The 26,887-nt window shown below is 64.4% G+C and carries 21 protein-coding genes; 17 read left to right on the plus strand and 4 right to left on the minus strand.

Going from position 1 to position 26,887, the window contains the following annotated elements; genetic code table 11:
- Positions 1 to 8: 8 nt before the first annotated feature.
- The 5 genes from LR961_RS09420 to LR961_RS09440 all read left to right on the plus strand — a co-directional run bounded on the left by LR961_RS09420 (position 9) and on the right by LR961_RS09440 (position 3,161).
- Complete coding sequence (locus LR961_RS09420; protein WP_232148559.1) at positions 9 to 779, plus strand: helix-turn-helix domain-containing protein; 771 nt, start codon at positions 9 to 11, stop codon at positions 777 to 779.
- A 22-nt stretch (positions 780 to 801) separates the two neighbouring features.
- Entirely contained in the window at positions 802 to 1,545 is a 744-nt protein-coding gene (gene modA / locus LR961_RS09425; RefSeq protein WP_232148560.1) for a molybdate ABC transporter substrate-binding protein, read from the plus strand.
- Between the two features lie 3 nt (positions 1,546 to 1,548).
- Entirely contained in the window at positions 1,549 to 2,223 is a 675-nt protein-coding gene (gene modB / locus LR961_RS09430; RefSeq protein WP_232148566.1) for a molybdate ABC transporter permease subunit, read from the plus strand.
- Positions 2,223 to 2,888, plus strand: coding sequence for an ATP-binding cassette domain-containing protein (locus tag LR961_RS09435; protein WP_232148567.1), 666 nt, complete (start codon positions 2,223 to 2,225; stop codon positions 2,886 to 2,888). The genes modB and LR961_RS09435 overlap by 1 nt, the downstream gene beginning before the upstream one ends.
- A 111-nt stretch (positions 2,889 to 2,999) precedes the next feature.
- Positions 3,000 to 3,161: a hypothetical protein gene (locus LR961_RS09440; RefSeq protein ID WP_232148568.1), complete on the plus strand. Its 162-nt coding sequence runs from the start codon at positions 3,000 to 3,002 to the stop codon at positions 3,159 to 3,161.
- A gap of 150 nt (positions 3,162 to 3,311) precedes the next feature.
- Here LR961_RS09440 and LR961_RS09445 read toward each other — a convergent pair whose 3' ends face one another.
- Complete coding sequence (locus tag LR961_RS09445) at positions 3,312 to 3,683, minus strand: hypothetical protein (protein WP_232148569.1); 372 nt, start codon at positions 3,681 to 3,683, stop codon at positions 3,312 to 3,314.
- Between the two features lie 23 nt (positions 3,684 to 3,706).
- Between LR961_RS09445 and LR961_RS09450 the strand changes: the two genes are divergently transcribed.
- The 9 genes from LR961_RS09450 to LR961_RS09490 all read left to right on the plus strand — a co-directional run bounded on the left by LR961_RS09450 (position 3,707) and on the right by LR961_RS09490 (position 14,908).
- A complete protein-coding gene (locus LR961_RS09450) occupies positions 3,707 to 3,988 on the plus strand; it encodes a DUF3247 family protein (RefSeq protein ID WP_232148570.1) in 282 nt (93 codons plus the stop codon).
- 221 nt (positions 3,989 to 4,209) lie between these two features.
- Positions 4,210 to 4,656, plus strand: coding sequence for a spore coat U domain-containing protein (locus tag LR961_RS09455; protein ID WP_232149301.1), 447 nt, complete (start codon positions 4,210 to 4,212; stop codon positions 4,654 to 4,656).
- A gap of 2 nt (positions 4,657 to 4,658) precedes the next feature.
- On the plus strand, positions 4,659 to 5,456 hold the full coding sequence (locus LR961_RS09460) for a fimbria/pilus periplasmic chaperone (protein WP_232148573.1): 798 nt from the start codon (positions 4,659 to 4,661) through the stop codon (positions 5,454 to 5,456).
- Entirely contained in the window at positions 5,419 to 7,884 is a 2,466-nt protein-coding gene (locus LR961_RS09465; RefSeq protein WP_232148575.1) for a fimbria/pilus outer membrane usher protein, read from the plus strand. Before LR961_RS09460 ends, LR961_RS09465 begins: the two co-directional genes overlap by 38 nt.
- Positions 7,881 to 8,927 (plus strand): spore coat U domain-containing protein, encoded by a 1,047-nt coding sequence (locus LR961_RS09470; protein WP_232148577.1) that lies wholly within the window; start codon positions 7,881 to 7,883, stop codon positions 8,925 to 8,927. Before LR961_RS09465 ends, LR961_RS09470 begins: the two co-directional genes overlap by 4 nt.
- Positions 8,928 to 9,042: 115 nt before the next feature.
- Positions 9,043 to 10,464, plus strand: coding sequence for a DUF1254 domain-containing protein (locus LR961_RS09475; RefSeq protein ID WP_232148578.1), 1,422 nt, complete (start codon positions 9,043 to 9,045; stop codon positions 10,462 to 10,464).
- Complete coding sequence (locus LR961_RS09480; protein ID WP_232148579.1) at positions 10,461 to 11,849, plus strand: DUF1214 domain-containing protein; 1,389 nt, start codon at positions 10,461 to 10,463, stop codon at positions 11,847 to 11,849. Before LR961_RS09475 ends, LR961_RS09480 begins: the two co-directional genes overlap by 4 nt.
- A gap of 402 nt (positions 11,850 to 12,251) precedes the next feature.
- Positions 12,252 to 13,874 carry an arylsulfatase gene (locus tag LR961_RS09485; protein ID WP_232148580.1) on the plus strand — a complete coding sequence of 541 codons (1,623 nt, stop codon included), beginning with the start codon at positions 12,252 to 12,254 and terminating at the stop codon, positions 13,872 to 13,874.
- 98 nt (positions 13,875 to 13,972) lie between these two features.
- A complete protein-coding gene (locus LR961_RS09490) occupies positions 13,973 to 14,908 on the plus strand; it encodes an HAD family hydrolase (RefSeq protein ID WP_232148581.1) in 936 nt (311 codons plus the stop codon).
- A 96-nt stretch (positions 14,909 to 15,004) separates the two neighbouring features.
- Here LR961_RS09490 and LR961_RS09495 read toward each other — a convergent pair whose 3' ends face one another.
- Positions 15,005 to 15,706, minus strand: a complete 702-nt coding sequence (locus LR961_RS09495; protein WP_232148582.1) for a LytTR family DNA-binding domain-containing protein — start codon at positions 15,704 to 15,706, stop codon at positions 15,005 to 15,007.
- Positions 15,694 to 17,403 (minus strand): sensor histidine kinase, encoded by a 1,710-nt coding sequence (locus tag LR961_RS09500; protein ID WP_232148583.1) that lies wholly within the window; start codon positions 17,401 to 17,403, stop codon positions 15,694 to 15,696. Before LR961_RS09500 ends, LR961_RS09495 begins: the two co-directional genes overlap by 13 nt.
- A gap of 321 nt (positions 17,404 to 17,724) precedes the next feature.
- Between LR961_RS09500 and LR961_RS09505 the strand changes: the two genes are divergently transcribed.
- The 3 genes from LR961_RS09505 (at position 17,725) to LR961_RS09515 (ending at position 22,451) form a co-directional block, all read left to right on the plus strand.
- Complete coding sequence (locus tag LR961_RS09505) at positions 17,725 to 19,188, plus strand: alpha/beta fold hydrolase (RefSeq protein ID WP_232148584.1); 1,464 nt, start codon at positions 17,725 to 17,727, stop codon at positions 19,186 to 19,188.
- A 376-nt stretch (positions 19,189 to 19,564) separates the two neighbouring features.
- Positions 19,565 to 19,954: a hypothetical protein gene (locus LR961_RS09510; protein WP_232148585.1), complete on the plus strand. Its 390-nt coding sequence runs from the start codon at positions 19,565 to 19,567 to the stop codon at positions 19,952 to 19,954.
- A 178-nt stretch (positions 19,955 to 20,132) separates the two neighbouring features.
- The gene (locus tag LR961_RS09515) at positions 20,133 to 22,451 is read left to right on the plus strand and encodes an arylsulfatase (RefSeq protein WP_232148586.1); all 2,319 of its coding nucleotides are present in this window, start codon (positions 20,133 to 20,135) and stop codon (positions 22,449 to 22,451) included.
- Positions 22,452 to 22,720: 269 nt separating this feature from the next.
- On the opposite strand, the gene LR961_RS09520 is transcribed toward LR961_RS09515, so the two are convergent.
- Entirely contained in the window at positions 22,721 to 26,794 is a 4,074-nt protein-coding gene (locus LR961_RS09520; protein WP_232148588.1) for an autotransporter outer membrane beta-barrel domain-containing protein, read from the minus strand.
- Between the last annotated feature and the right edge of the window lie 93 nt (positions 26,795 to 26,887).

Here is a 26,887-nt window from a genome sequence, read left to right on the forward strand (position 1 = left end):
CAGCAATGATGTCCGCTTCCCAGCCCCCGCGCGGCTCCGCCGCCGACACACCCAACCCCGCCGCCGCCAACGATGGCGACGAACTGCATTTCTGCAGCACCTGCGCCTTCTCCGATGCCTGCATGTCGCAGGGTTACGACAAGACCGCGCTGGGCGAACTGCATGTGCTGGTGGATCACATTGGCCCCTTCCATGAAGGCGACTACATCTTCCGCGCCGGCGAGCCGTTCGATGCGATTGCCGCCGTGCGTGCGGGCATGGTCAAGACCTTTGTCGATGACAGCCTGGGCAACGAGCAGGTGCTCGGTTTCGCGCTGCCCGGCGAGGTCATCGGCCTGAACGCCATCCACGGTTCGCGTTACCCCTGCAACGCGGTGGCGCTGGACACGGTGCATCTGTGCCGTATTTCCTTCCCCAAGATCAGCCTGCTGGCCACGCGCATGCCCGGTTTGCAGGCCAAGCTGTTCAGCCTGCTCAGTGCCGAGATCGGCAAGGCCGCGCTGCTGTCGGCCAATTACCGGACTGAAGAACGCATGGCCGCGTTCCTGCTGGACATCTCCAACCGCTATGCGCGAAGGGGCTTCTCGGCAACGCGTTTCAACCTGACCATGACCCGCACCGAGATCGCCAATTACCTGCGCATGGCGCCGGAAACGGCCAGCCGCGTGCTGCGGCGGCTCAGTGATGACGGGGTTATTGCGGTCAAACAACGAGAAATCATTTTGCTCGACCCCGAGCGGCTGGCACAAATGGCAGCGGTCGACGATCCGTCGACCTGACCCGAACCCACTGGAACCGACCATGCGTAGACCCTGGATAGTGCTGCTGTTGCTGTGGGTTGCAGGTAGCTCGGCAGCGGCGGACCTGACCGTCTCGGCCGCTTCCAGCTTGACCGAGAGCTTCCGCGAAATCGCCGCCGCCTATGAAAAGGCGCATCCGGGCACGCATGTGGACCTGAACTTCGCCGCCTCCGGGGTGTTGCTGCAGCAGATTGCCCGTGGCGCGCCGGTGGACGTATTTGCCTCGGCCGACGAGGAAACCATGGACAAGGCTGCGGGGCAGGGCCTGTTGAGCGATGGCAGCAGGCAGGTGTTCGCTTCCAACAGCCTTTGGGTAGTCGTTCCGCCGCAGGTGCGGCAGCGGCCGGCATCGCTGGCCGACCTGGCCAAGCCTGCGGTGCAGCGAGTCGCCATTGGCAATCCCGACAGCGTGCCGGTTGGCCGCTATGCACGTGGCGCCCTGCAGCAGGCCGGGCTGTGGACCGCAGTGCAGGCCAAGACCATCAGCACCCAGAACGTGCGGCAGTCGCTGGACTACGTCGCACGCGGCGAAGTGGACGCAGGCTTCGTCTACGCCACCGATGCGCAGGCCATGCCGGACCGCGTGCAGCGCGCATTCCAGGTGCCGGTTGCCAGTGGCATCCATTATCCGCTGGCGCTGGTGAAAGGCAGTGCCAATGCTGTCCAGGCGCGTGGTTTCATCGCCTTCGTGCGCTCGGCCGAAGGCCAGGCCATCCTGCGCCGGCACGGGTTTGGCAGCCCCTGATCGATGGACCTGGATTGGGGCGCGTTGTGGTTGTCACTGAAGGTCGCCGGCTGGGCGACCGCGATCAATCTGGTGGTGGGCGTAGCCTTGGGCGCATTGCTGGCCCGGCGTCGTTTTCCCGGCCGTGAATTGCTGGACACGCTGTTGACCCTGCCGATGGTGCTGCCGCCCACGGTGCTGGGCTATTACCTGCTGGTGCTGATCGGTCGCAACGGGCCGTTGGGCGCGTGGCTGCAGGAGAGTTTCGGCATCAACCTGGTGTTCACCTGGCAGGCCGCTGTCATCGCCGCGGCGATTGCCTCGTTGCCATTGGTGTTCAAGCCGGCCCGGGCTGCGTTCGAGGGCGTGGACAGCCAACTGGAGCAGGCCGCGCGCACGCTCGGGGTATCCGAGACCGCATTGTTCTTCCGGGTGACCCTGCCGCTGGCGTGGCGAGGCATCCTGGCAGGCCTGTTGTTGGCCTTCGCGCGTGCGATGGGCGAGTTCGGCGCCACCATCATGGTTGCCGGGAGCATTCCCGGGCGTACCCAGACGCTTTCCATCGCCATCTACGAAGCCGTGCAGGCCGGCAATGACGGTCGCGCCAATGCGCTGGTGGTGCTGTCCTCGGTGGTCTGCATCAGCATCCTGCTGCTGGCCGCGCGTCTGGTGCAGCGGCAGGAACGGAGGGCTGCGTGATGTGGCTGGAACTGGACATCTTGCGCCAGCTGCACGCTGCTGACCAGCATTTCCACCTGCAGATCGCATTGCGTTGCACGCAACAGCATGTGGTGCTGTTCGGCCCATCCGGTGCCGGCAAGAGTCTGACCCTGCGCGCCATTGCAGGCCTGCTGCAACCGGATGCGGGACACATCCGCCTGCATGGCCGCACGTTGTATGACGGCAAGGCCGGCATCAATCTGCCGCCGCAGCAGCGCCGCGTGGGTTACGTGTTCCAGGACTACGCGTTGTTCCCGCACCTGACCGTGCGACAGAACGTGGCCTTTGCACTGCATCGCGGCTGGCTGAACCCGCTGCGCGGCAAACGGCACGGGCAGGTGGAGCATTGGCTGCAGGCGCTGCGCATCGACCACCTGGGCGACATGTACCCGCAGCAGATATCCGGTGGCCAACGCCAACGCACCGCGCTGGCGCGTGCGTTGGTGACCCAGCCACAGGTGCTGCTGCTGGATGAACCCTTTGCCGCGCTGGACCACGATCTGCGCAAGCACCTGCGCCAGGAACTGGAAGCGGTGCTGGATGCCTCGGGTATTCCGTTGCTGCTGATCACCCACGACCCCGAGGATGTGACCATGTTCGGTCAGCAGGTGGTGCATCTGGCGCAGGGAACCGTCTGCGTCTGAGGCAGTGCCCATTCAAGGTTGTGCGCGGATGCGGACGCGCGGAGTACCTGCGCTTAACGGTGCCGGACCGATAGTGCGCCTGCGACGCACCGGTCGCATTGGAGGCACGGCATGAGCATCAGTACGCACCGCAACGCACGCGCGATTATCAACGATCCGGACAGAAACCGGCCATGGCGGCATGCCGGCCCGGACCGCCCTGACGACGCGCCCGGCAAGCAGGCGCCGCAGCGTGAACGGCCACAGCGTCACGAGGACGAAGAGGAAGAGTAGTCAGGCATTGGCCGGCACATTCAGGCACACCGGCCCGCGTACTGGATCCATGCGGGCCGTCGGCACGCGCCGTAGCGGCAGCTGCCGGCTTGTGCGGTCAACGGCGGCTGGATGCCCGGCCGCTCAACGGCCAGCAGTCAGCGCTGTCAGTCAGTCGGGCGCCTTGGCAGGGACGAAAGGTGAAACCGGATCGCTGGCCGGAAACGTTTCTTCCAGCGCTTCGTCCTGGTTGTCGCTTTCGTGCGCCTTGCGCTTTTGCTTCTCTTCCGGCGTCTCCTCTTCCGGCGTCTCCGGATGGTCCTGTTCCCGTGAAGGTTCGGGCGGGTCTTTACGATCCCTGTTCATGGCGGCACCTTGGGTTGGCTCGACGTGGATTGTCACGCCGGCCATGCCGCTGTTGGTGTGAGCCGGTGTGAATGCGGTATCCACATAGGCAACTGCGTTCGCGTCGCCGCCGCGCGCGGTCGAATGCAGGCGCGCTGTCACCACGCTCGGCTGCGTGATCCAGGTGCGGGCGCGCACTGAACCGCTGATGGAGAAACATCATGAGCAAGACCGCCCCGCGTGTACTTACCGAACAGGCGGCCATTGAACGGCTGAAGGACCTGCAAGCCGCACTCGATTCGGAAATCGTGATCGAAGTGCATCTGCATGACGGCACTACGTTGACCGGTACCGTGGTCGAGCGTCCGGCGATACTGCAATTCATCGATGCGCACGGCAATGAGGGCACCAACGGCGTGCTTCCATTGGATGTCGGTGACACGCATGTCCATATGATCTGGCTCGATGAAGTCGATCGTTTCATACGCCTTGGCACCTGCTGAATGTCGCCCAGCAGTCAAGCGAATTCGTGCGCGCTGATCGTCAGCGTCATCACGAACATTTGACAGTCGCAACGGTCAAAATGTTCGCGCTCAATCCACACTTACGAGCAGAGGATGACAATGGAAAAGGACGGTTGGGGGCGCAATTCATGAAGCAAGGTTCGATCAGGTTTTGTCTGGCAGTTTCCACCGTGCTCGCCGCAGCATGGCCATTCGTGAGCATGGCCCAGCAGACCGATACCGCGCAGTTCCAGGTCAAGATCGTCATTCTGGAATCCTGCAACATCACCACGAGCGCAGCCTCGGACGTTGACTTCCTTACGCATCTGCGCGGTGCCGACGCACCGGTGGATGCCTCGGGCACACTGACGATCAACTGCACCCTGGACACGCCGTACAACGTCGGACTGAACGCGGGTTTGAGTTCCACCTCGCCAACGCCGTCGGCGGACAATCGCCGGATGACCAACGGCACCGCATTCGTGCCCTATGGGCTCTACCGCGATGCGGCCAGGCAACTGCTCTGGGGCGAGACGATCGGCACCGAAACGCTTTCCGGCGTGGGTACCGCCGCTGACGTGGATGTGCCGGTGTATGGGCGGGTGCCTTCCACGGACTATCCGCCGGGAACCTATACGGACACCGTGGTCGCCACGGTCACCTACTGACGGTGGCCGGTTGCAGCGAGGTTCACGCGAAGGCGCGACGACGCGCTTCGCCGATCCGGCGTGGCTGGCTGCTGGCTGCGCTGTTGTTCGCGCAGGCCTTCAGTGCGGTCCAGGCCGGCGACTTGCAGGTGGCCCCGGTGTCGCTGGAGTTCCCGGCTGGCTCACAGGCCGAAGGCTTGTGGCTGGAGAACACCGGGGTGGCGCCGTTGTACGCGCAGCTGCGCGTATTCCGCTGGTCACAGGCCGGTGGCGAAGAGCAGTTGCAGCCCGCCGAAGATCTGCTTTCCAGCCCGCCCATCGTTTCCATCGCGCCTGGCGCCAAGCAGTACGTGCGGCTGGTGCGTACCGACGGCCGCGCCTCGGCTCAGGAGTTGAGCTACCGGGTGCTCGTGGATGAGTTGCCGGCGCCGGATGCCAAACCGGCGCAAGGGCTTCGGTTCCTGCTGCGTTACTCCATTCCGGTGTTTGTGCTGCCAGCCGGCGTGGCACCGCGCAATGCAGCTACCGGACCAACGCAGGCCGATCTGTCGCTGGTGTCCGCCTCGGTGGAGGAGCGTGCAGGCCAGACCTGGCTGACGGTGCGCAACCAGGGCCGTCAGCGGTTACGTCTGCGCGAGCTTTTGCTGGTTGATCCGCAAGGCGCGCAGACCGCGCTGGTTCCCGGATTGCTGGGCTATGTATTGAACGGAGGACAGATGCAGTGGCCGCTGAAGGTGAGTGCAGCGGCAGTGCGGAACGGAACATTGAAGGCCAGATTCAACGATGACCCGGAAGCGCGAAACCTGCCGATGGCGCGCTAGCGCCATCGGGGCGCCGGTGCTGATCGTACTGATCACGATGCGTGCCCACGCCGGCGCTGCTGCCTGGCCAGATCTGGCTGCCGGCGAGGCGGCAGATGCAACGATGGCGCCATCGGCCGCGACGCCAGGACTGGCCTTGCTGTTGAGCGAGGCCGATGGTGTGGCCGACGCCAGCACGCGCTATCTGGAAGTCATCCTCAACGAGGTGCGCACCGGCCGCGTCGCGCGTTTCTCGATCCAGGACAACCGGATATCGGCCAGCGCGGAAACCCTGCGCGCACTTGGCCTGCAATGGCCGGGTTCGGACGTGGCGCAAGGGCGCATCGCGCTGGATGAGTTGTCGGGCCTGCAGGCGCACTACGACACCAGCCGCCAGCAGATCCGGTTGCTGGTGCCGGTGACGATGCTGGCCGGCAGCACCCGACGCGTGGGTTACAGCCAGCGCTTGCAGAACGTGGCCGATCCGCTGACGCCCGGTGCTGGCCTAGTGATGAACTACGACATCTACGCCCAGCAGGTGGGCGATACGCGCTCGGTCAGCGGCTGGAGCGATTGGCGCCTGTTCGGCCGCTTTGGCGTGCTGGGCAACACCATGGTCAGCCGCCGCGTTGACAACAGCGGCCATGGCACGCAGCACGAGAACATCCGTCTGGACAGCACCTGGCAACTGGATTTCCCGGAGCGGATGCTGTCGTTGACCGTTGGTGACAGCGTCACCGGTGCCCTGGCGTGGACACGGCCCACGCGCGTGGGCGGCATTCGCCTGTCGCGGAATTTTTCGTTGCAGCCGTATCGGGTGGTCACGCCGCTGGTTTCCTTCACTGGTGAGAGCGTGCTGCCTTCAACCGTGGACCTGCTGATCAACGGCATCCGGCAGTCGCGTGAACAGGTGCTGCCCGGCCAGTTCCAGATCGACACTGCGCCGACACTCAACGGGGCAGGGCAGGCGCAGGTGGTGATCACCGATATCAACGGCCGCAGCCAGGTGGTCGATTTTTCAATCTACGGCAGTCAGCAGCTGTTGCAGCAGGGCATGTCGGACTGGTCGCTGGAGCTGGGTGCGGTGCGCCAGGACTACGGCGTGCGCTCGTTCTCCTACCGCGACGAACCGATGTTCAGTGCCACCGGCCGTTACGGCGTGAACGAGCAGACAACGTTGGAAGGGCATATGGAAGGGTCCGACGGACTGGTACTGGCCGGCTTGGGTGCAGTGCGGCTGCTGGGCCAGCGTGGCGGCATACTTTCTGCCGCGGCATCGGGCAGTCAATACGAAGGCGCGCAAGGCTTCCTGGGGCGACTGGGCTATCAATGGAACTCGGCCCATTTCAACACCGGCCTGACCTCGACCTACCGTGATGCCGATTACCGCGATGTGGCCAGCCTTGAGGGCGGTCTGATGGCGCGCCGTACGCATCATGGCTATGTGGGTGTCAGTGGCGTACTGGGATACTGGAGCGCCAGCTACATTCACCAGCAGTACGACGGTAGTCCGCGCTCGCGTTATGTCAGCCTGAACTGGTCCAAGCAGTTGCCGCGCAACGCCATGCTGAGCCTGAGCGCGAGCCGTGAGCTGGAACGCGACAATGGCACCAGCGCCTATCTGTACTTCTCACTGCCGCTGGATCGCCTGACCAACATCTCGGCCAGCGTGCGTCACGCGCGCGACACGCAGAGCCTGATGGTCGGCGCCAAGCGCTCGGTGCCGGTGGACCTGGGCGGCTGGGGCTGGCGCGCGCAGGCCACCGCTGGTGATGGTGCCGGCGGCCAGGCCGAGCTGACCTACCTGGCCCGGTACGGGCAATGGACGGCGGGTGTGGATCATCGCAATGGTGGTGGCGACAGCACCGCATGGTATGGCGGCCTCAACGGTGGCGTGGTGCTGATGGGTGGCCACGGCCGGTTGATGCGGCGGGTGGATGATGCTTTTGCCATGGTGTCCACCGACGGCGTTGCCGGCGTACCCGTGCAGCTGGAGAACCGACTGGTCGGTTACACCGACGACAAGGGCGTGTTGCTGATCAACCGCCTCAATGCATGGCAGCGCAACCAGCTGTCGATCGATCCACTCGGACTGCCGGCGGACATGTACGTTGCCACCACCCGCAGCGTGGTGGTGCCGGCCAGCCGCAGCGGCTCCCTGGTCCGCTTCAACATGCAACGGACATTGGCGGTGCGCCTGATTGTGCGCGGCACCGATGGTGTACCGCTGCCGGCCGGCAGCGAAGTGCGCGTGCAGGCGCAGGGCGGATCATCACCGGTGGCCACATCCGCCACGGTGGTTGGTCACGACGGTCTGGTCTACCTGCAGGACCCGCCCGCACATGCCACGTTGCATGTGCGGATGGGCAAGGCCGAATGCGTGGCGCAATTGCCGACGCTGAGCGCGGACACCGGCACGGTTGATGCCGGGGAGGTGGTATGCCGATGAACCAGACTTTGGACCTGCATGTACGTCGGACAACGGCCACATCGGCAACGGTGTGCCGCTGGCTGCTCTGCCTGAGCTTGCTGGTGCTGTTCTGGATGCCGTTCTCCACGCGCGCCCAGGACCCCACCGGCACCTGCTGGGTGAATGGCTCGGCCACACTGGACTTCGGCCGGATCGGTGCTGGCGCGGAGGCGTCCACCAACAGCACGATGCAGTTCGGCTGCTCGGTCACGCCGTTGACGCCTGCCGTTGATGTCACCGTGCGGCTGTGCGTCTTCATCGAAAGCGATCCAACCGTGCCCGGTGTCCTGCCGCGTCGCATGCGTGGCGACCAACATCAGCAGGTCCTTCAATATGACCTCTACTACGATGCCGCGCACCAGCATCCGATCGGCCAGGCAGGCACCAATCTACCCATCGACAGCTGGACCATGACGGTGCCGGCCTCGGCCAATGGCAGCCCGGTCATGGGCGACTTTCCGATCCACGCGAAAGTGCACGGCGGGCAGGCCAGCGTCATGGCCGACCGTTATCAGACCCATCCAGCGGGCTCCACGTTCCGGTACATATTCAGTACCAACGCGACCATCCCGGTGCTTGCCTGTGAAAGCCCGCTGGCACAGAGTGCGGATCTCGCCTTTGGCGGCGTGTACGCTGAAATCGGCGAGTCCTGCCACATCATGACCGCCACCAACATGGATTTCGGCCAGGTGCGGTCACTGACCGGCGGGCTTGAGCAGGTCTCGCAGATATCGTTGACCTGCCCGGTTGGCATGGCCTGGCAGGTGGGCCTGGACAATGGCGCCAATGCCGACGGGCAGACCCGCCGCATGGCCGCGCCCAATGGCAACTTCATCAACTACGAGCTGTACCGCGATGCCGCCCGCCAGCAGCGCTGGGGCAACACGCCCGACAGCGATACCAGCGCCGGCACCGGGCAGGGCAGCACGGTGGTCACGCTGGACGTTTATGGCAGGGTGCCCGACCAGCCGACCTCGGCCGGCACCTATGAAGATACCGTCACAGTGACGTTGACGTTCTGAGGCCGCAGGCCGGCAGCACGTATTTTTACTGGCGTGGGCTGCGTAGAACCGCAGAGGCGGTGCCCTGCGGCAGGGTGCACGATCGTGGCAATCCCATGGCCCATGCTCACTCCCGATGACCGCCAGAACACGCAACTCCACCCCTGCCGCAGCGCAGGGCATTCCCGGGCCGATTCCCGGCACGCGCCTGACCGAAGCCTACGCACGCGCCGCCGCGCGCGATGTGTATTTCTGGGCGTGGCCGATGGTGAACATCTACAACCGCCGGGTGAACTTCGAGCCGCTGCCTGGCCCTGGGCGGCTGGGTGGCGTGCTGCCCGCCGCGCCACCCAACCAGCTGAGCATGCTGACCGACTACGTCGCCCCGAATGAGCGCGAGGTTGCCTGTCCCAATCAGGATGTGGTGTACGGCGGTGGCCCGCTGGCGCTGGATATCGAACCGCTGGTGTTGCAGGTGCCGGATTTTGGCGATCGCTTCTGGGTGTACCAGGTTGTCGATACCCGCACAGACAGCTTCGCCGACCTGGGCAGCATGTACGGCACGGCCCCCGGTTTCTATCTGCTGGTGGGGCCCGGCTGGAGCGGTGCGGTGCCGGCTGGCATCAGCGGTGTATTCCACAGCAGCACCTACAGCGGCTACGTTATCCCGCGCGTGTTCCTGGACGATACCGAGCAGGACCGCCAGAAGGTGCAGGCACTGCTCAGTCAGATCGACATGTACCGGCTCTCGCAGTTCGATGGCCGCATGAAGACGCGTGACTGGAGCGCTACGCCGGACTTCCCCGCACCACCGCCGCAGCCGGACGGCAGTGAAGCGCCCAAGGTGAATCCCGAGACTTTCTGGGACGAACTGGCCACGGTACTGGCCGACACCACGCCGCTGCCAGGCGAGCAGGCCCAGTACGCCAAGGCGCTGGCCTTGATCGACGCTGCCGCACGCGACCCCGCACTCAAGGAAGCCATTACCGACGAAGCGGTCCGCACCGAGCGCGAACTGATCGCGCCGCTGCTGGAGTTCCGCCATTTCGGCATTCCGTTGCCGGGGCATTGGACCACCATCCGCAACGGCGCCCGGTTCGGCACCGATTACTTCACCCGGACGGCAGTGGCCAAGTCCAATATCTACGTCAACAAGCCGAACGAGGCGACCTACTTCTACCAGGACCTCGATTCAAGCGGTGCACGCCTGGATGGCAGCAAGCACTACACCGTGACCTTCGCCAAAGGCGAACCGCCGGTGAAGGGTTTCTGGTCCTTGACGCTGTATGACGCGCAGCATTTCTTCGTGCCCAACGCCGTCGGGCGTTACTCGCTGGGAACCAAGAACCAGGACCTGGTCCGCAATGCCGACGGAGGCCTGACCCTGCACGTTCAGCCCGATCCGCCCACTGACCCTGCATTGCACGGCAATTGGTTGCCGTCGCCGAAAGGCGCGGCGTTCTCGCTGTACGTGCGCACCTACTGGCCAGATGCGGCCATCCTCGAAGGCAACTGGTCGCCGCCTGCCGTCGAGACAACCCCGGGAGGCAAACCATGAACCGCACCGCCTGTGTAACGTTGACTGTCGCGCTGTCTCTTGTGTTGTCCGGGTGCGAGCGCAGTGCGCAGGAGGGCGATACGCCTGCCGCTGCGCCGGAGTCCGCACCGGCCGATGCCGCATCGCAGGTAGCCAAGGGCGCGCCGGCGTATTCGGACCAGGACATCAGCGATGCCTGGATCTACCTGCTCGGCCGCCTGTTGGTACTGCGTCAGCAGCAGGCCGACTTCGCCGATGGCATGGAGTGGAACCAGATGGTGCATCGCAAGCCCGGTGCCGTGCAGTGGCCCAACCCCAATCTGGATGTTGCCTATTCCGAAGCGTGGGTGGCCGTGGATGACGGCAGTTGCACGGTGGTGACGGTGCCCAGGATCAGCGGGCGCTACTACACGGTGCAGTTCCTCAACGGCTGGGGTGAAACGCTGGCCAACATCAACGAGCGCACCCAGCCCGAACGCCCGGACGGGGAGTTCGCGGTTTGCCTGGAAGGAGCGGCAGTGACGCTGCCACCGGGCGTCACCCGCATCGACGTTCCAGCGAAATACATGCGCGTGTTGTCGCGCGTTGAACTCGGGGACGATTGGGGCCAGGCCGAAGCGCTGCAGCACAAGTTCCGCTTGCAGGCGACCGGGACACCGGCCACGCCGACGTTGCCGCCGGTCAAGGATTTCGACCAGCAGCATCTGCCCGGCGTTGAAGCATTCGACAATGCCGCAGCGGTCCTGGACAGCGAGCGCGACCTCAACGAAGGCATGGATGCCGTGGCTGCCAAAGCGCGGGCGATTGGCGTTGGCATCCAGGACGCAACCGAACGTGCCCGAGTGGACCAGGTGGTGCGGCAGAAAGCACAGCACGATCTGGCCAAGGCCTCGCCGACCATCGGTCACGGCACGCTTCGCAACGGTTGGGTGCGGCCAGCGGTGGCCGGCAACTACGGCAATGACTGGCTGGGCCGCACCCTGATCAACCTTGGTGGCATCTGGGCGAACCGGATGGACGAGGTGGTTTACTACAAGGGCAACCTCGACGGCACCAACACCCAGCTCAATGGCGACAACGCCTATACGCTCACTTTCCCGAAGGACGCGTTGCCGCCGCAGTATGCCGACTACTTCTGGTCGGTCATCGCGGTGGATCCGGTGTTCGCACGGGTGCTGCCAAATCCGAAGAACCGCTTCCTGCTCAACCGCGAGTCCGGTCTGAAGTACAACACCGACGGCTCCTTGACACTGCACTTTGCGGCGGAGAAGCCCGCCTCGGCGCCGGACTCCAACTGGCTGCCGACTCCGAAGGGCCAGGACTACCGGTTGACGTTCCGGTTCTATGGACCGAAGGGTGGAGTAAAGGATGGCAGCTACTATCCGCCACCGCTGGTGAAGAGTTAGCAGCAGACGCTTGTGCCGCATCGCGAATGCTGCGGCACCACGTCGTCATGCGCGTACCCAGGCAACTGCTGGTGTGCAGGCGTCAGCCCATAGGCTGCGCGCGGTCACGGCCGGAGCCGTTGCCGCTGCGTGGGCCGATTGCGCCAAAACAACATCATCGGCCCCTTCGCCTTGGACGCGCGCATGCGTTGCAAAAAGCGCACACCGCGAAAGCGGCGCAGCGCCGGAACTGAAACATCCGGCCTGCAGCAATCAACAGCGTTCCGTGTTTCTACACGACTGGAATGCGGGGCGCTTCAGTAGCACCCAGTAATAGTACTTATCCGTTTCCCGAAAGAATGCGTTGGCACCCCTGGCTGTTCGTAAGCCAGTATCCAATGACCCTGTCGATGGAGCGGAACCGTGACCCAGAAGCGTTCAGAAAAGCCTTCGCAGCCGAACATCCTTGTTATGTGGGGCGACGATATCGGCACCCCGAATCTGAGTTGTTACGCCGATGGACTCATGGGGTACGAAACGCCGAACATCGATCGCCTGGCCCATGAAGGCCTGCGCTTTCTCCACTACTACGGCGAACAGTCCTGCACCGCTGGCCGCGCCGCCTTCCTGACTGGTCAGCACGGCATCCGCACCGGTTTGACCAAGGTGGGTTTCCCGGGTGCGCCGATGGGCATGAGCCAGCTTGATCCTTCGATCGGCGGGCTGCTCAAAGGCCTGGGTTATACCACTGGCCAGTTCGGCAAGAACCACGTGGGCGATCGCAACGACACGCTGCCGACGGTCAACGGCTTCGATGAATTCTTCGGCAACCTTTACCATCTCAACGCCGAGGAAGAACCCGAACTTCCCGACTACCCGAAGGACCCGACCTACGTGAAGCGCTTCGGGCCGCGCGGCGTGCTCAAGTGCAAGGCGACGTCCAAGGACGATCCGACCGAGGATCCGCGTTTCGGAAAAATTGGCAAGCAGACCATCGAGGACACCGGTGCGCTCACCAAGAAGCGCATGGAGACCATCGATGATGAGACCTCCGATGCCGCGATTGATTTCATCAAGCGCTCGGCATCCGGCGACAAGCCGTTCTTCTGCTGGTTCAATGCCACCCGCATGCACCTGCGTACACATGTACGCAAATCCCATCGTGGGCGCTACGAGCATGGTGACAGCGAGTACCTGGACGGCATGATGGAGCACGACGACACCATCGGGAAAATTCTCGATGCGCTGGACAAGCTTGGCATTGCCGACAACACCATCGTGGTCTATTCAACCGACAACGGCCCGCACATGAATACCTGGCCGGACGGTGCGATGACCTGGTTCCGTTCGGAGAAGAACACCAACTGGGAAGGCGCGTTCCGCGTGCCGTGTCTGGTCCGTTGGCCAAAGCACATCAAGGCCGGCACGGTCACCAACGAGTTGATGGCGCACAACGACTGGATCCCAACCTTGTGCGCGATTGCCGGCGAGCCGGCGATCAAGGAGAAGCTCAAGACCGGCTACACCGCCAATGGCACCAAGTACAAGGTGCATCTGGACGGATACGACCAGTCCGAGCTGCTGACCAAGGTGGAGGGTACGCCTGGCCGCAACAACGGCGTCAAGAGTCAGCGCGATACCTTCTTCTATTCCGACGACGATGGCCTGTTGGTCGGTGTACGCATGGACGCCTACAAGTATGTGTTTGCCGAACAGCGCGCACAGGGAACGTTGGAATTGTGGGCCGAGCCGTTCACCGTCCTGCGCCTGCAGAAGATATTCAACCTGTTCCAGGACCCGTTCGAGCGCGCCGACATCACCTCGAACACCTACTGGGACTGGAACCTCAACCACGTCGGCAGCGCCTACGGGATGATGCAGACGGTGTACGAGTTTGCGGCCACGTTCAAGGAGTTCCCGCCGCGCGCGTTCCCGCCCAGCTTCAACCCGGCCAACGTGCTGGAGGAGGAGCTCAGGGAGATCAAGGCCATCGACAAGGTCAAGGCCTATCGGGAGCGCCAGGCCCTGCCCAAGGGCAGCGCATGACAGAAGGTCGGTGATTGGGGGCTGGCGCGCCTTGCGCGCCAGCCCCTCATTGATGGAATTGTGGGCACGTCGAACACACGCTGGATCGAGGCGCAAACATGCACGAAGAGCTGCTGAAGAGCTGGAATGCCGGCGCCACGCGCCAATCGATCATCGATTTCGTCACGGCGGTGACCCAGGAAGATGGTCCCCAATACGTGCCTATCACTGCAAGAATCGCCGTGTTCGACAACGATGGATGTCTGTGGTGCGAGAAGCCCATGCCCATCCAGGCCGGCTTCCTGATGGGCAGGATCGCCGAACAGGCCGCTGCCGATCCCGCGCTTCGCGAGAAGCAGCCCTGGAAGGCGGTCTACGGCAAGGACCAGGCCTGGCTGGGCGATGTCATCACCAAGCACTATGAAGGGGACGACACGGAGCTCAAGCAGATGGCTGCGGGCCTGTTGTCGGCCTATGCCGACGATGAGGTCGAAGCCTTCGCGACCAAGGCCGAGGAGTTCCTGCGCAAGTCGCAGAACCCGGTGCTGAAGCGGCCTTATCTCAAGACTGCCTATGCGCCGATGCGCGAGCTTCTTCACTATCTGGAAGCCAACGGCTTCACCAACTACATCGTGTCCGGTGGCGGTCGCGATTTCATGCGCCCGATCACCGCCGAGCTTTATGGCATTCCGCCCGAGCGTGTGGTAGGTACCTCCGTCACGCTGGAATACCGCGAGGAAGACGGCGTCGGCAAGTTGTTCCATACCTCGAAACTGGACGTCTTTGATGATGGCCCGGCCAAGGTGGTGCGGATATGGAACCGGATCGGCGCACGCCCGATCTTTGCCGCCGGCAACTCCAATGGCGACATCCAGATGCTGAGCTTCGCCACGCAGGGCAAGCGCGCCTCGCTGGCCGTGCTGGTCACCCACGACGACGAGAAGCGGGATATCGCCTACGTCTCCGGTGCGCAGAAGGCGGTAGCGCTGGCCAAGGAGCGCGGCTGGCCACTGGTCAGCGTCCGTGACGACTGGGTCCGTGTGTTCAACGACTGACGCTGACGAAACGGCCGCCGATGCGTGTGCGTTGGGTGCGCATCGGGATGCCGCCGCAGTGCTCGACGGCGGCGGCCAGAGCTGCTACACAACCGATCATTCCAGGGCAAGTTCGGCGCGCAGCGCGGTGACGTGGGCACGGCCCACGGCCAGCTCCGCGCCATCGTTCAATACCAGCCAATAGCGGCTGCCTGAGCCGGCATGAAGGCTGCGGACATGGCGCAGGTTGACCAGGTAGGAGCGGTGGCAGCGCACGAAGTCGGGCGGCAGCACGCCGCTTAGGCCGGCCAGGGACTTGTCGTGCAGCTCGCTGCGGCCGTCACGCATGCGCAGTTCGCTGTAATCGCCGTCCGCACGGATCCACACCACGTCTTCCAGTTCGACCAGCGCGGTGCCTTGTGCACGCCAGATGCCGAGATAGCGTGCGCGCCCTGAGCGATAACGGCCAACATCAAGCAGGCGTTCGAGGGCTTGGCCAAGACGCTCACGTGAGAACGGTTTGGGCACGAAGTCCAATACACCATGCTCGAAGGCCTGCAACGCCCGCTCGCGATGGGCCGACACCACGACGCAGTGATAGCGGCCAGCCACTGCGCGCCGCAGCAGCTCAAAGCCGTCCTCGCCACCAAGGTTCAGATCCAGCAGCAGGCCGTCGTAGATGCTGCGCTCAAGCCGGTCACCGGCCGCCTCAAGGTCGGCGACCGCGTCAAAACGGGCACGTGCCCCCACCAACTCCGCGCACAGGCGCAGCAGGCGCTGCCGGACCAGCGGTTCGTCCTCGACGATCAGGATGCGCATGTCAGCTCTATCCGGCCATACCAGTCGGCACCGTCGGCGCCTTGGACAAAATGCCAGCCATCGGGGCAGGCCGCGGCCAGGCTGGCCTCGATGTAGCGTGTGCCGGTCCCGCGTCCACGGTGCGGCGCGGACCCGCGAGCGCTGCGCAGTTCCAGCGTCCAACGGTCGTTCTGGCGCTGTACGTGCAGGCGGAAGGGGCGTTGCGCACAGGCGAGGGTGCCGGCATGGGTGAGTGCATTCTCGACCTGGGCATGAAGGATGCCCGGTGGCAGCCGCAACCGGGTGTCGCTGGCGTCCACTTCGAGCGTCATCGGCCGATCCAGCGCCAGCCCGACGATATCCAGATGGCTGCGGCACAACGCCAGCTCGTCCTCCAAAGGAACGCTTTGCTGGCTGCTGCTGTCGCGCAGACGGTCGAACTGCTCGGCCAATGACTCGACCAGCTGGCTCGCGCGCGACGGTGCCTGCTCGATCAACTCCTGCAGGCAGGTCAGGGTATTCATCAGCCAGTGCGGCTGGATGCCACGCTGCAACAACTGCAGCGAGAGCTGCGCGCGCTCTTCGCGCAGCCTGGCGTTGTGGCGATCCAGCGCCCGCAGCTGCGCGGCGTGGCGCAGCAGCAGGAAACCCATCAGCACCGCCAGCAACAGAAAGTAAGGGCCGTCGAGGAACGCACCGCGCGCGACCATCAACGCCGCCGTGCCGGCAAGCAGCAGCGCCAGGATCGGCCAACGCTCTTCCTGCGCGTCACGCACGCGCAGCAGCAGCCCCGCTGATGCCAGCAGGCTTATCAGCAGCACGGCAGCCGAGCGGGTATCGAAGCCGGGCAGCAACGCCACGGCGATAGCCAGCACGATCAGATAAGCGATGCGTGCGCCCTTGGATACCGGAACATCGAAGCGACGAGCGAGGTAGGCCGGCAACAACACTGCCGCCGCAACGTGCAACGCCTGCAGCAGGAGCAGACGTGGGCCGTGCCATGGATAGGCATAGCCCAGCAGTGGGCGCCAGGCTTCAACGACCGGCAGGGCCAGGCCCACCACGCAGAGTGCGAGCAGCAGCCGGGCGCCGGGCGCGGGTGGACGGCCGCGCTGCACCGCCAGGAAGAACAGACAGGCCGCTGTGAGCGCGCCGGTGGCAAATGCCGCGATCAACCAGGGCCGGAGGATGTGGCCATAGAGCAATGCCGCCGGCGCGACCACGGCGACCGCATCGGCACCGTGCAGCTGGAAACGTTGGTGCTGACTGGATGCCAGCACGATCAGTTCGTCCTGGCCGGATGTGGAGGAGGGCGGCAACACGCGGACGATGTCGTTGCGTCCGGGGCGCTCTTCCTCGCCGCTACGACCGACGATGCCGTTGCCGGCCAGCGGTTGTCCGTTCCAGGAAAGCTGGCTGGCAGCACGCAGCGACAGGCGCAAGGCACGGTCGCTTTCGCTGGGTGCCACCGGCTCTGTTGATCGCCAGCGCAGCCAGTAAGGGTCACGCCAGCCGGCCAGGACGCGCTGATCGAGCGGGCGCCAGTGCGTATCGTCCGGTGGCAATGCCGGCAGGTTTCCGGAAGTGGTGAGCCTTGCCGGGGCCATCTCTCCGCTGAGCACCCGCACCGTGGTCATGTCAGGGATTGAAACGGCGAGCCACGCCGCCACGGCGGCCAGCAACACGACGAGTACGGCCAGGGTTCGCGGGATCTGCATGGCGCCTATCGTATCGGCTCGGCGGAGACACTGGACGGTCGTCTGGAGTCGTTCGGCGGACGCAGGCCACCGGACCGCCCCGGTGGAGGAGATGCTCGGTCCCGTGGTGAGAGCTGCTGCACGTCCAACAGGGACGCCGGGGCCTGCGCCACCTTCGCATCCACCTCACAACCGGAGTCCGCCATGTCCAGCAACCGTTCTTCCCTGTTCACTACCCGCACTGCGTGTTCGTCAGTCCCGTCGACGACGTCGGCAATGCCGCTCCACGTTTCGCATTGCCACGACGGTGCCCGCACCGTCGCACCTGGCAAGGACAAGCCCATGCGGAAGTTGCAGCGGGTGGGCACGCTGGCAGCGATGAGCCTTGCACTGGTCTGGGCGGCGCCGGTGCTGGCCAGGGATGTGCCGACGCCACTGGTGTTCTCGCACTACACGATGAAAACCCAGAGTCACGGCACGATCGACTCGGAGGAGGCCTTCCTTGAGGTGCCGCGTCGCCATGATGTGCCCGATGGTCCCCGCATCCGGCTGCGGGTGATACGTCTGCGTGCCACCGGAGGGGATGGCAGCGCCGCACCGGTGCTCTATCTGGCCGGCGGCCCGGGTGGCTCCAGCTTCGGCACGTCGCTTGGCCCACGTTGGCCGGTGTTCGATCGTATCCGTCGCGAGACCGATGTGCTGCTGCTCGATCAGCGTGGCACCGATTTCTCGGAGCCCCCGCCGGCCTGCACGCACGAAAGTCATTTTGACGACAACCAGCCGCTGCAACGCGACGCGGCGTTGGCAAAGATCCGTGCGACGACTGCCAGCTGCATCGCCGAATGGAAGAAGGGCGGGATTGACCTGGCGGCCTACACCACGGCCGAGAGTGCCGACGACATCGAGGACCTGCGCCGCGCCATGGGGCTGCCGCGGGTAAGCCTGTGGGGGATGAGCTACGGCACGCACTTGGCGCTGGCCACGGTCCGTCGTCATGGCGCGAACATCGAGCGCGTGGTGTTGATGGGCACCGAAGGCCCAGACGACACGATCAAGTTGCCGCTGGCGGCGGACGCGCTGTTGGCCGATCTGGCGGTGCTGGCCCGGAAAGACGGTTTCGACGATCTGGTGGGTTCCACCCGGCGCGTGCTGGAAACGCTGCAACGCCAGCCCGGCCAAGGCAGCAGCCCGATGCATGAGGGCAGGAAGGTCACCATCGGCCAGTACGATGCACAGCTGGCATTGGCGGTGATGCTCGGCCGTCGTTCCACCCAGCAGCTGCTGCCGTTGATGATGCGTCAGGCCGAGGCCGGCAACTACGATCTGCTGGCGGCAGGCGTGCTGATGGTGCGCGGCGGGCTTGGTGGATTCCGTGCCATGCCGCTGGCAATGGACATCGCATCAGGGCAGAGTCCGCAACGTCGTGCCCTGGTGCAGGCGCAGGCACGCCAGAGCCTGTTCGGGGATGCCTTGAACTTCCCGTTCCCGGAGCTCGGAGACGGCCTGGGGCTGGTTGACCTGGGTGAGGCATTCCGTGGGCCGCTGCACAGCGACGTACCGGTGCTCTTCATCAGCGGCACGCTGGATGGCCGCACGCCGCAGGCCAATGCACAGGCAATGCTGCCCGGCTTCCGCAAGGGCCAGCAGCTGTTGGTGCGCGGTGCCAGCCACGACAACGAGCTGTGGCTGGGCAACCCGGACATCGCCGGCAACATTGCCAGCTTCCTCGCAGGGCGGCCGGTAAAGGATGAAGTGCTGGATGTGCCGCCGCCGGTGTTTGCCACGAGCACGCCTGAGCGTTTGTAACGGTCATCTGCTGGAAGCCTTGCTGACCAGCGCAGCGGCGAGGGCACTCGCCGCTGCATCAGTTCCAAAGGTGATCTGCGTAGCCCATGCATTGTTGGGCCAGGCGTGCAAGCCTGCACGGATCGCCTCCAGCGTCCACGGCACGGCGCTGATGAGACGGACAACCCGCTGGAGCAAGCGCGCCGCATGCCGGGCTTCACTCGTGCCTAACGCAGGCAGGTGGTCAATGCATCGTCGGTGGGTACCGACCACGCACGCGCGGATCTGATCCGGGCCAACGTGCAGCTTCGGATGATCGGTTCGTAGTTGCCGGTAGCGGGCCGATATCGTGACCTTCCGAGACCTCAGTTCTGCTGATCATCAACGGGAGATACCAATGCGAACCCTGAAGTCCCTGCTGTGGCTGCTTGTCGTCGCCACCGCGCTGATTGCCATGCCCAGCCAGGCATCGAATGCGTCCAACAAATGGCGTATTGCCGTAGACCATGCGGCGAAAATTGACGGCGAGGTCGAGTTCTCGTTCGTTCCGGAGGGAGGTACGGCCAGCAGCCTGGTGGTGCCGATTCCTTCGGGGACCCATGAGAACCAGGCCGCGCATTTGATTCGTGATGCGATCCGCAATCGCTATGGGCGGGATGTCTACCATGTCGAACTGGACGACGGCGAGGATGTGCTGGTCAAGGTGCGCCACCATATCCCCGACGTGGAGATCATCCTGGTGCGCAACACGGCCGAGGGGTTGTCCTTTCACCTGAGCAGGGAATAGATCGCGCTGACACGGTGGCTCTGGGGTTCCCTGTCCGCATGGGGCATGCCGTGGGCATCAGTAGATTTACTGGAGGCGGCTCAGCAAATTCCATGCTGATGGTTGCCGTGCCCGAGTGCAGACTTGGTGGACGCAATGCGAAGCGTCGCATGAGCGCGGCTCTCACAGGACACAGACCATGGCTCGCGAATTCAGAGGCTCGATCGAACTCGACATCCGCAATTCCACGGCGGACTGGGACGCATTCCTGGATAACCGGGCGCCCAAGGATGCGCCCAATGTCCTGGTCATCCTGTACGACGACACCGGCCAGGCCGCCTGGTCCCCCTACGGTGGCCGGATCGAGATGCCAACGCTGGACCGGCTGGCAAAGAACGGGCTGACGTACACCCAATGGCACACCACGGCGGTGTGCTCACCGACGCGCTCGTGCTTCCTCACCGGGCGCAATCACCACGCCAATGGGTTTGGATGCATCTCCGAAGCTGCGACGGGTTTTCCCGGGTACGCGGGCCACATTCCGCTGGAGAACGGCACCGTTGCCAGCATCCTGCGCGATGCCGGTTGGAGCACGTTCTGGATCGGCAAGAACCACAACGTGCCGGTCGATGGCTTCGGCATGAGCGCATCGAAAAAGAAATGGCCACTTGGCCTGGGCTACGATCGTTTCTACGGGTTCATCGGTGGCGAAACCAACCAGTGGTATCCGGAGCTGATCGAAGACAATCACTTCGTGGACCAGCCGGCGCAACCCGAACAGGGCTATCACTTCTCCAGCGACATCGCCGACAAGGCGATCTCGTTCATCCGCGACAGCAAGCAGGGCGAGCCCGACAAGCCCTGGTACATGTGGTACTGCCCCGGTGCGAACCATGCCCCCCATCACGCACCCCAGGAGTACATCGACAAGTATCGGGGCATGTTCGACGACGGCTACGAGGCCTACCGCGAATGGGTGCTCAAGCGAATGATCGAACGCGGCATCCTGCCGGCCGATACCGTGCTCACACCGATCAACCCCATGCCTGAGGACCGAGCCGCGCCGGATGACATGGTGCGCCCCTGGGCCACATTGAACGACGATGAGAAGAAGCTGTTCAGCCGCATGGCCGAGGTATATGCCGGGTTCTCCGAGTACACCGATGTGCAGATCGGTAGGCTGATCGACTACCTGGAAGAATCGGGCCAGTTGGACAACACGCTGGTGTTCTACTGCGCCGACAACGGTGCCTCCGGTGAAGGCTCACCCAGCGGCTCGGTCAACGAGAACCGCTTCTTCAACGGCTACCCGGATGACATCGAATCGAACCTGGCAATGATGGACAAGCTGGGGTCGCCGGACACCTACAACCACTATCCAACCGGTTGGGCCGTGGCGTTCTCAACGCCGTACCGGATGTTCAAACGTTATGCCTCCTATGCCGGTGGCACTTGCGACCCGATGGTGATCCATTGGCCCAAGGGCATCCGCGCCAAGGGCGAGGTCCGTCACCAGTACCACCACTGCACCGACATCGTGCCGACGATTCTTGAAGCGTGCGGCGTGCCTCTTCCCGATGTCGTCGATGGCGTCAAACAGGCGCCGATGCCGGGCGTTTCCATGCTTTACAGCTTCGACGGCGCACAGGCACCCACAACCAAGGAAACCCAGTACTACGAGATGGCTGGCACGCGCAGCATCTGGCACAAGGGCTGGAAGGCGGCGACCGTCCATGCGCCCATCCCGTCGGACCAGGGCAACTTCGACAAGGATCAGTGGCAGCTCTTTCATACCGATACCGATCGCGCCGAGGCGTACGACCTGGCAGAGAAGAATCCGGAGAAAGTGAAGGAACTGACCGAGCTGTGGATGCAGGAGGCCAGGAAGAACAACGTGCTGCCGCTGATTGATCTTGGGGTACGGGCGATGCATGAGGCCGAGTACCACGCCGAGAAGCGTGATCGGTACGTGTACTACCCGAATACAACCGAGGTCCCGGAAGCGGCGGCCGCCCGCACCCTGGGCATCTCCTTCAAGATGCTGGCCGAAGTGGAGTTCACCAGCGACAGCAACGGCGTGATCGTTGCCCAAGGCTCGCGCTTCGGCGGGTACTCGCTTTTCGTCAAGGACGGGAAGCTTTTCTATGTGTACAACTTTCTCGGCATTCCTCCCGAGCAGCGTCTGGTCTGCGATGCACCCAAGACGGGCCGGCATGTGGTTGGGGTTGAGTTCGTAAAGGAAAGCGTCAGCGCAAAAGGGGAGGCCAACGGCACGATGTCCTTGCATGTCGACGACAAGGTCGTAGCAACTGCGCCGTTCCGGACCCAGACCGGCCGCTACATTCTGTGTGGCGAAGGCCTGTGCATCGGCTACGACGGTGGCGATGCGGTGAGCAGCGAGTACAAGCCGCAGTTCCCGTTCACCGGCGGCACGGTGGTGAAGGTCGTGTTCGACCTGGCTGATGACGCCTATCTGGATATCGAGCAGAAGTTCGCGGCGAAACTGGCTCGGGATTGATGCAAACGGGGCGGGGCATTTATCTCCCGTCCCGTCCTGCAGAAGCGAGCGGCGCAGTGAAGCCGGCCACTCCATGGTGCTGGGAGCGGCATGTGGTTTGTGCGCAGTCAGGAGCGGTGACGCCTGGGTTGTCGCCGCGATGCCGTTGATAACAGCGTGGTGATTGACGAAGTCCACGCTCCAGCGCCCCTTCAGGGGCGTGCTGGCAGTGCTCAAGCCGAGCGCTCGCTTGCCGGCAAGGCCTGGGTTGCACGGCAGAGCGCTGGAACTCACCAGTTCCAACGCATGCCCAGCTTCCAGTTCCACGCGGTGTTGACGCCGCCAAAGCCCCAGCTGTAATCGATATCGGCGAACAGGTAGCCCGTCTGCGATACCTGCCAGGTGCCACCGATTCCGACCTCTGCCCAGGTGCCGCCCATATCCACCGCGAACGGCACGTAGCCACTGTTGGTGGTGAACTCGGCACGCGGCTCACCACGGAACTCGTGCCAGATGTTGGCTCGCAACCATGCGTTGCTCACGCGCAGTTCGCCGGCCTTGTTCTCGCGTTGCCCATTGCGGTTGAGCCTGGCGCCGATGCGTGCCACCAGGGAGTCGCCGTCGGTGAACCGCACATGCGCGCTACCGACATCAAGGTCATCAACGTCAATGCGTTGCCAGATCACCTGGGCCTGCGGCTCCAGCCGCCAGCGGCCGTCTTCGATGCTGCGTCCGTCCCCGTCGTTGAGGATGAAAGGCCAGCCTCCTTCCAGGGACAGTGCCAGGCCATCTGCATCGACAAAGCTGTCCTGCATGCGTGGCGACTGGATGCGCATGTCGTACCACGTGTACTGGGCCACTGCGTCCAGATAGGCACCCTTGGCGTTGAACCCTGTCCAGTATCCGCCGACCGAGCCGGCTTTGAAGCGGTCGGTGCCGGCATGGAAGCGATGCTCCAGCAGGTTGTGGCGCACTTCACCCTTGCCCTTGCCGTAGGCCAGGTAGAAGCCGGCATGCTTGCGGCTGTCGTCTTCCGGGTCCAGGTGCCGGTACAGGTCGGTACCAATCTGCAGGGCATCGAAGCGGTAGTCGAAGTCGGGGCCGCGATTGCCGTAGACGCCCCGGCGGCCACCGTCATGCTCGCCGTCGTGGCCGACGTAGCGCATCCAGGCGCCGTTGAACCCGGTGCGGTCAGGATCAAAGTCCGTGCGCTGGCGCAGCAGCTCTTCATCACCCACACGTTCGTGCAGGGTGTCGATGATCGTCCGCCCATAGACCTGTGCCATCGCTGGTGCCGCTGCAATCAGCGATACCTCCTGGCGGTAGGCCGGCGGTGGTTCCGGTTGCGGCGGAACGGGGGGGACTGGCGGAACAGGGGGAACTGGTGGTTCCGGATCAGGGTCGGGATCAGGATCCGGAGGCGGTACCGGCGGGCAGGGCGGTGAGGGCGCGCCCGGTACAGCACAATCGATCACCGAGCGCAGAAACCAGCTGTTCTCGATGTCCGCCCCCGACGCTGCGGCGTTGCCACCGCGATACAGGAAGTACTCGTACGGGCCGGCTACCACCGGTCCCGCAAGTGCAAAGTTGTCGGTCGTGGTGGTGGCGTTGACCGTCTGCACCACGCGGATGCCGTTGGCGGTGGTCAGGTCGCCCAGCCCGCCGGTATTGCTGACCTCGATGAAACCCGGCCCGCTGCTTGTGCCGTTGAGCACGACCAGCTGGTCCGAAGGCGAACCATCGTTGCCAAGCCAGGTGTTCAACGCCAACGTGCCATCGCCGCTGTAGCCGGACACCGTCAGGATCTTGTACGAGGAGGCAAGCTGCGGATCACCAACGGGTGGGGCGAACTCGATCCGGCTGGGGTCGTTGACCAGCGTGGTGAGGTTCGAGTTGCCGGTCATCCGCCACAGTGCGTCGACAAGGACCAGGTTCGAGACGCTGCCGTCGGCAGTGAAGGCCGAGCCGGTGAGGGTGCTGCGTGTGGCGGTAATGTCGGCGGCGCCAGGCAGTAGCGGGATCGGAGCAGGCGGTGGCGGCGGCGGTGGCGCGGACGGAAGGTTGCCGTCGTCATCGGGAAAGTCGGACGGGCCTTGAATCCCCGCCTCGTTCGCGACCAGAACAGGGAAATCGTCGAGATCTCCCACGCGCAGCCATTGGTCGGTGCCGGTGACGGTGGTGTCGGTCAGGCTGATACGGCCATTGCCGGCGACGCCTACCGTCGGCCCGCCTGTGTTGGTCATCGTGCTCGCGGTGAAGTCGGCCTGGGAGATTGCCGTTGGCGTGCCCACCACATAGAGCGCCATTGCATCACTGCCCGTGGGCGCCACGGTGGTGGAAGTGCCAACCACATGTCCACCCAGCAACGAAACCGCGCCATGGGCCGCGACTCCCGTTGGCCGCAGCGCCACGTTGTCCATCTGCACCAACGTGGGGTTGTCGCGGGACAAGGCACCGTGGGCGCCGGCACCGCTGGTGGCAACGGTCAGGTTGCGTGCTGATACCTGCGCTTCGCCGTGGCCCGTGGGAGGGTCGCCCCCGTAGTTCGCCAGTGCCGCGCGCAGTCCGACGGCACCAACGCCGTGCGTGGTAACCGGCGTACCGTCGATGTCGATCCGCGCCAGTTCTGTTGGTATGTCGTTGCGTGCCTGGGCGTTCACACCGTGGGCCAGATCGCCCAACGTCTCGACACTGCCACCGGTGAAGGTCACCTTGGCAGGGAACTCCGCCCCGGTCTGCTCGGTGATCGCCAACACTCCGTTCGCGCCCACGCCTTCGGTTTTCACGGTCACCGAATCCACATTGGCGGTGCCCCCGTCATCGGCCCACACGCCCATGGCGTAGGTTCCGTAGGTGTGGGCGGTAGTGCCGCTGGCGGTCAGCACGCCACCGGGATTCCGCGCGCCCAGGGCATGGGCGAACGAGGACTGCCGGACCTGATTGCCGTAGGTCGTGATTGAACCTCCGGTCAGCGCTACCGTGCTGTTGCCGTCAGCCAGCGCGCCCATCGCGTTGTCGTTGCCGCGTGTGACGATGGTGAAGTTGCTCGCGGTAATGGTTGAGCTGCCGGCGCTGATTGCAGCTGCGTCCACACCCAATGTGGTGATAGCCGTGCCGTCCAGCGTGATTGATGATCCGGCCAATGCACGGACGCCGTGAGCGGTAGCGCGCTCGGTACTCACGCTGCCATCCTGCAGGCTGATGCTCGCCCCGGCGCCGTCGGCGAGCACGGCCGGCGCCGAGGAGCCGCTGGCGCCCGACGCCGTCATGACTACATTGGTGTTGGTGAGGGAAGCCGCCCCGTCCGCCAGTACCGACACGCCGATTGAACGCGCACCGCCCACGGTAATGGTCGCGCCATCGACGGTTGCGGTGGAGCCGGCATCGGTTACTACCAGACCCGGTGACCACAATGCGCTGGTGGTAAGCGAACTTGCACCATCCAGGGTGAAGCTGCCGCCGCTGGCAACACGTACGCCGGCGGCCGCCGTGGCCGCATTCCCGGTGCCTGTATGCGACAGGATGCTTGAACTCAATGCCACCGCGCCGCCTGCGTCGGCGCGAACCAGGTTGGCAAAGGCGCCGGAAGTAGTGGCGGTGACGCCCTGACCGGTGATACGACTGGCGATGCCGCGTGCAACCATGGCATGGCTTCCGTCCAGGGTCGTAGTGTTCTGTCCGCCCGCCGTCGTGATCTGCGTGCCGTCCAGGGTGACCAGGCCGCCATCGAGCGCCAGTACGCCGAACGCCCCGCGCGAGCCGGTACTCACGCTGCCTGAAACCAGTTGCACGGTGCTGCCCGCACCTGTCGCTTGCACACCATAGTTGTTGACGGCATTGGAGCCGCCCTGCACGTGAATCCGCGCATCCTCGAGGCTGATCGTGCCCTGCGCCTCGGCGCTGACACCGCGCATGTTTGCAGGAGAGCTAGTGCCCCCTGGCGCCATGCTGACGACGGCGCCAGCGGCGGTGATGCGACTGTCGGCACCGGTTGCGCGAAGCCCGAACTGGCCACCTGCCGCAGCGGCGGACGATGTGGTTTGAACGGTGCTGGAGTTGAGGCTGATCTGCCCACCGGATTGGGCCATGGCGCCAGTCGCATTCGTCCCCGTGAGGTTGACGGTAATGCCGTCGCCGATGATTGATCCTGTGGTCTGGGCCGACAGGCCGGTTGCGTTGGCGCCTACGGTCGCGGTCGAGCCTGGGGAAACCGTGCATTGGCCGCCTGCCGTGGCCACGGCAGGCGAAGGGCAGGTCTGGGCACCGGCCTGTGAAGACAGGGCCAATGCCACGGCGCCAGCCAGCCGGCACAGTCGGCTTGACCGCCGCGCAACCGGATTGACCGGTGCCGAGTGAACGAACATGGCGACTCCTGGGTGAACCGCGCCGAGCTCACTCTGCGATTGTTTGCCGCCAATGGAAAACGGTAAAAACCAGCGATTGGCCTAAGTAAATAA

The sequence above is a fragment of the Stenotrophomonas sp. SY1 genome (assembly GCF_021202945.1).
Classification (GTDB): Bacteria; Pseudomonadota; Gammaproteobacteria; order Xanthomonadales; family Xanthomonadaceae; genus Stenotrophomonas.

Excerpts from the sequence above, each read along its gene's own strand:
- LR961_RS09465 (WP_232148575.1), top strand. The coding sequence starts at position 5,419 with ATGACCCGGAAGCGCGAAACCTGCCGATGGCGCGCTAGCGCCATCGGG.
- LR961_RS09495 (WP_232148582.1), bottom strand. The coding sequence starts at position 15,706 with ATGCGCATCCTGATCGTCGAGGACGAACCGCTGGTCCGGCAGCGCCTG.
- LR961_RS09450 (WP_232148570.1), top strand. The coding sequence starts at position 3,707 with ATGAGCAAGACCGCCCCGCGTGTACTTACCGAACAGGCGGCCATTGAA.
- LR961_RS09520 (WP_232148588.1), bottom strand. The coding sequence starts at position 26,794 with ATGTTCGTTCACTCGGCACCGGTCAATCCGGTTGCGCGGCGGTCAAGC.
- LR961_RS09510 (WP_232148585.1), top strand. The coding sequence starts at position 19,565 with ATGCGAACCCTGAAGTCCCTGCTGTGGCTGCTTGTCGTCGCCACCGCG.
- LR961_RS09515 (WP_232148586.1), top strand. The coding sequence starts at position 20,133 with ATGGCTCGCGAATTCAGAGGCTCGATCGAACTCGACATCCGCAATTCC.
- LR961_RS09455 (WP_232149301.1), top strand. The coding sequence starts at position 4,210 with ATGGCCCAGCAGACCGATACCGCGCAGTTCCAGGTCAAGATCGTCATT.
- modA (WP_232148560.1), top strand. The coding sequence starts at position 802 with ATGCGTAGACCCTGGATAGTGCTGCTGTTGCTGTGGGTTGCAGGTAGC.
- LR961_RS09440 (WP_232148568.1), top strand. The coding sequence starts at position 3,000 with ATGAGCATCAGTACGCACCGCAACGCACGCGCGATTATCAACGATCCG.
- LR961_RS09435 (WP_232148567.1), top strand. The coding sequence starts at position 2,223 with ATGTGGCTGGAACTGGACATCTTGCGCCAGCTGCACGCTGCTGACCAG.
- LR961_RS09480 (WP_232148579.1), top strand. The coding sequence starts at position 10,461 with ATGAACCGCACCGCCTGTGTAACGTTGACTGTCGCGCTGTCTCTTGTG.
- modB (WP_232148566.1), top strand. The coding sequence starts at position 1,549 with ATGGACCTGGATTGGGGCGCGTTGTGGTTGTCACTGAAGGTCGCCGGC.
- LR961_RS09505 (WP_232148584.1), top strand. The coding sequence starts at position 17,725 with ATGCGGAAGTTGCAGCGGGTGGGCACGCTGGCAGCGATGAGCCTTGCA.
- LR961_RS09470 (WP_232148577.1), top strand. The coding sequence starts at position 7,881 with ATGAACCAGACTTTGGACCTGCATGTACGTCGGACAACGGCCACATCG.
- LR961_RS09490 (WP_232148581.1), top strand. The coding sequence starts at position 13,973 with ATGCACGAAGAGCTGCTGAAGAGCTGGAATGCCGGCGCCACGCGCCAA.
- LR961_RS09420 (WP_232148559.1), top strand. The coding sequence starts at position 9 with ATGTCCGCTTCCCAGCCCCCGCGCGGCTCCGCCGCCGACACACCCAAC.
- LR961_RS09475 (WP_232148578.1), top strand. The coding sequence starts at position 9,043 with ATGACCGCCAGAACACGCAACTCCACCCCTGCCGCAGCGCAGGGCATT.
- LR961_RS09500 (WP_232148583.1), bottom strand. The coding sequence starts at position 17,403 with ATGCAGATCCCGCGAACCCTGGCCGTACTCGTCGTGTTGCTGGCCGCC.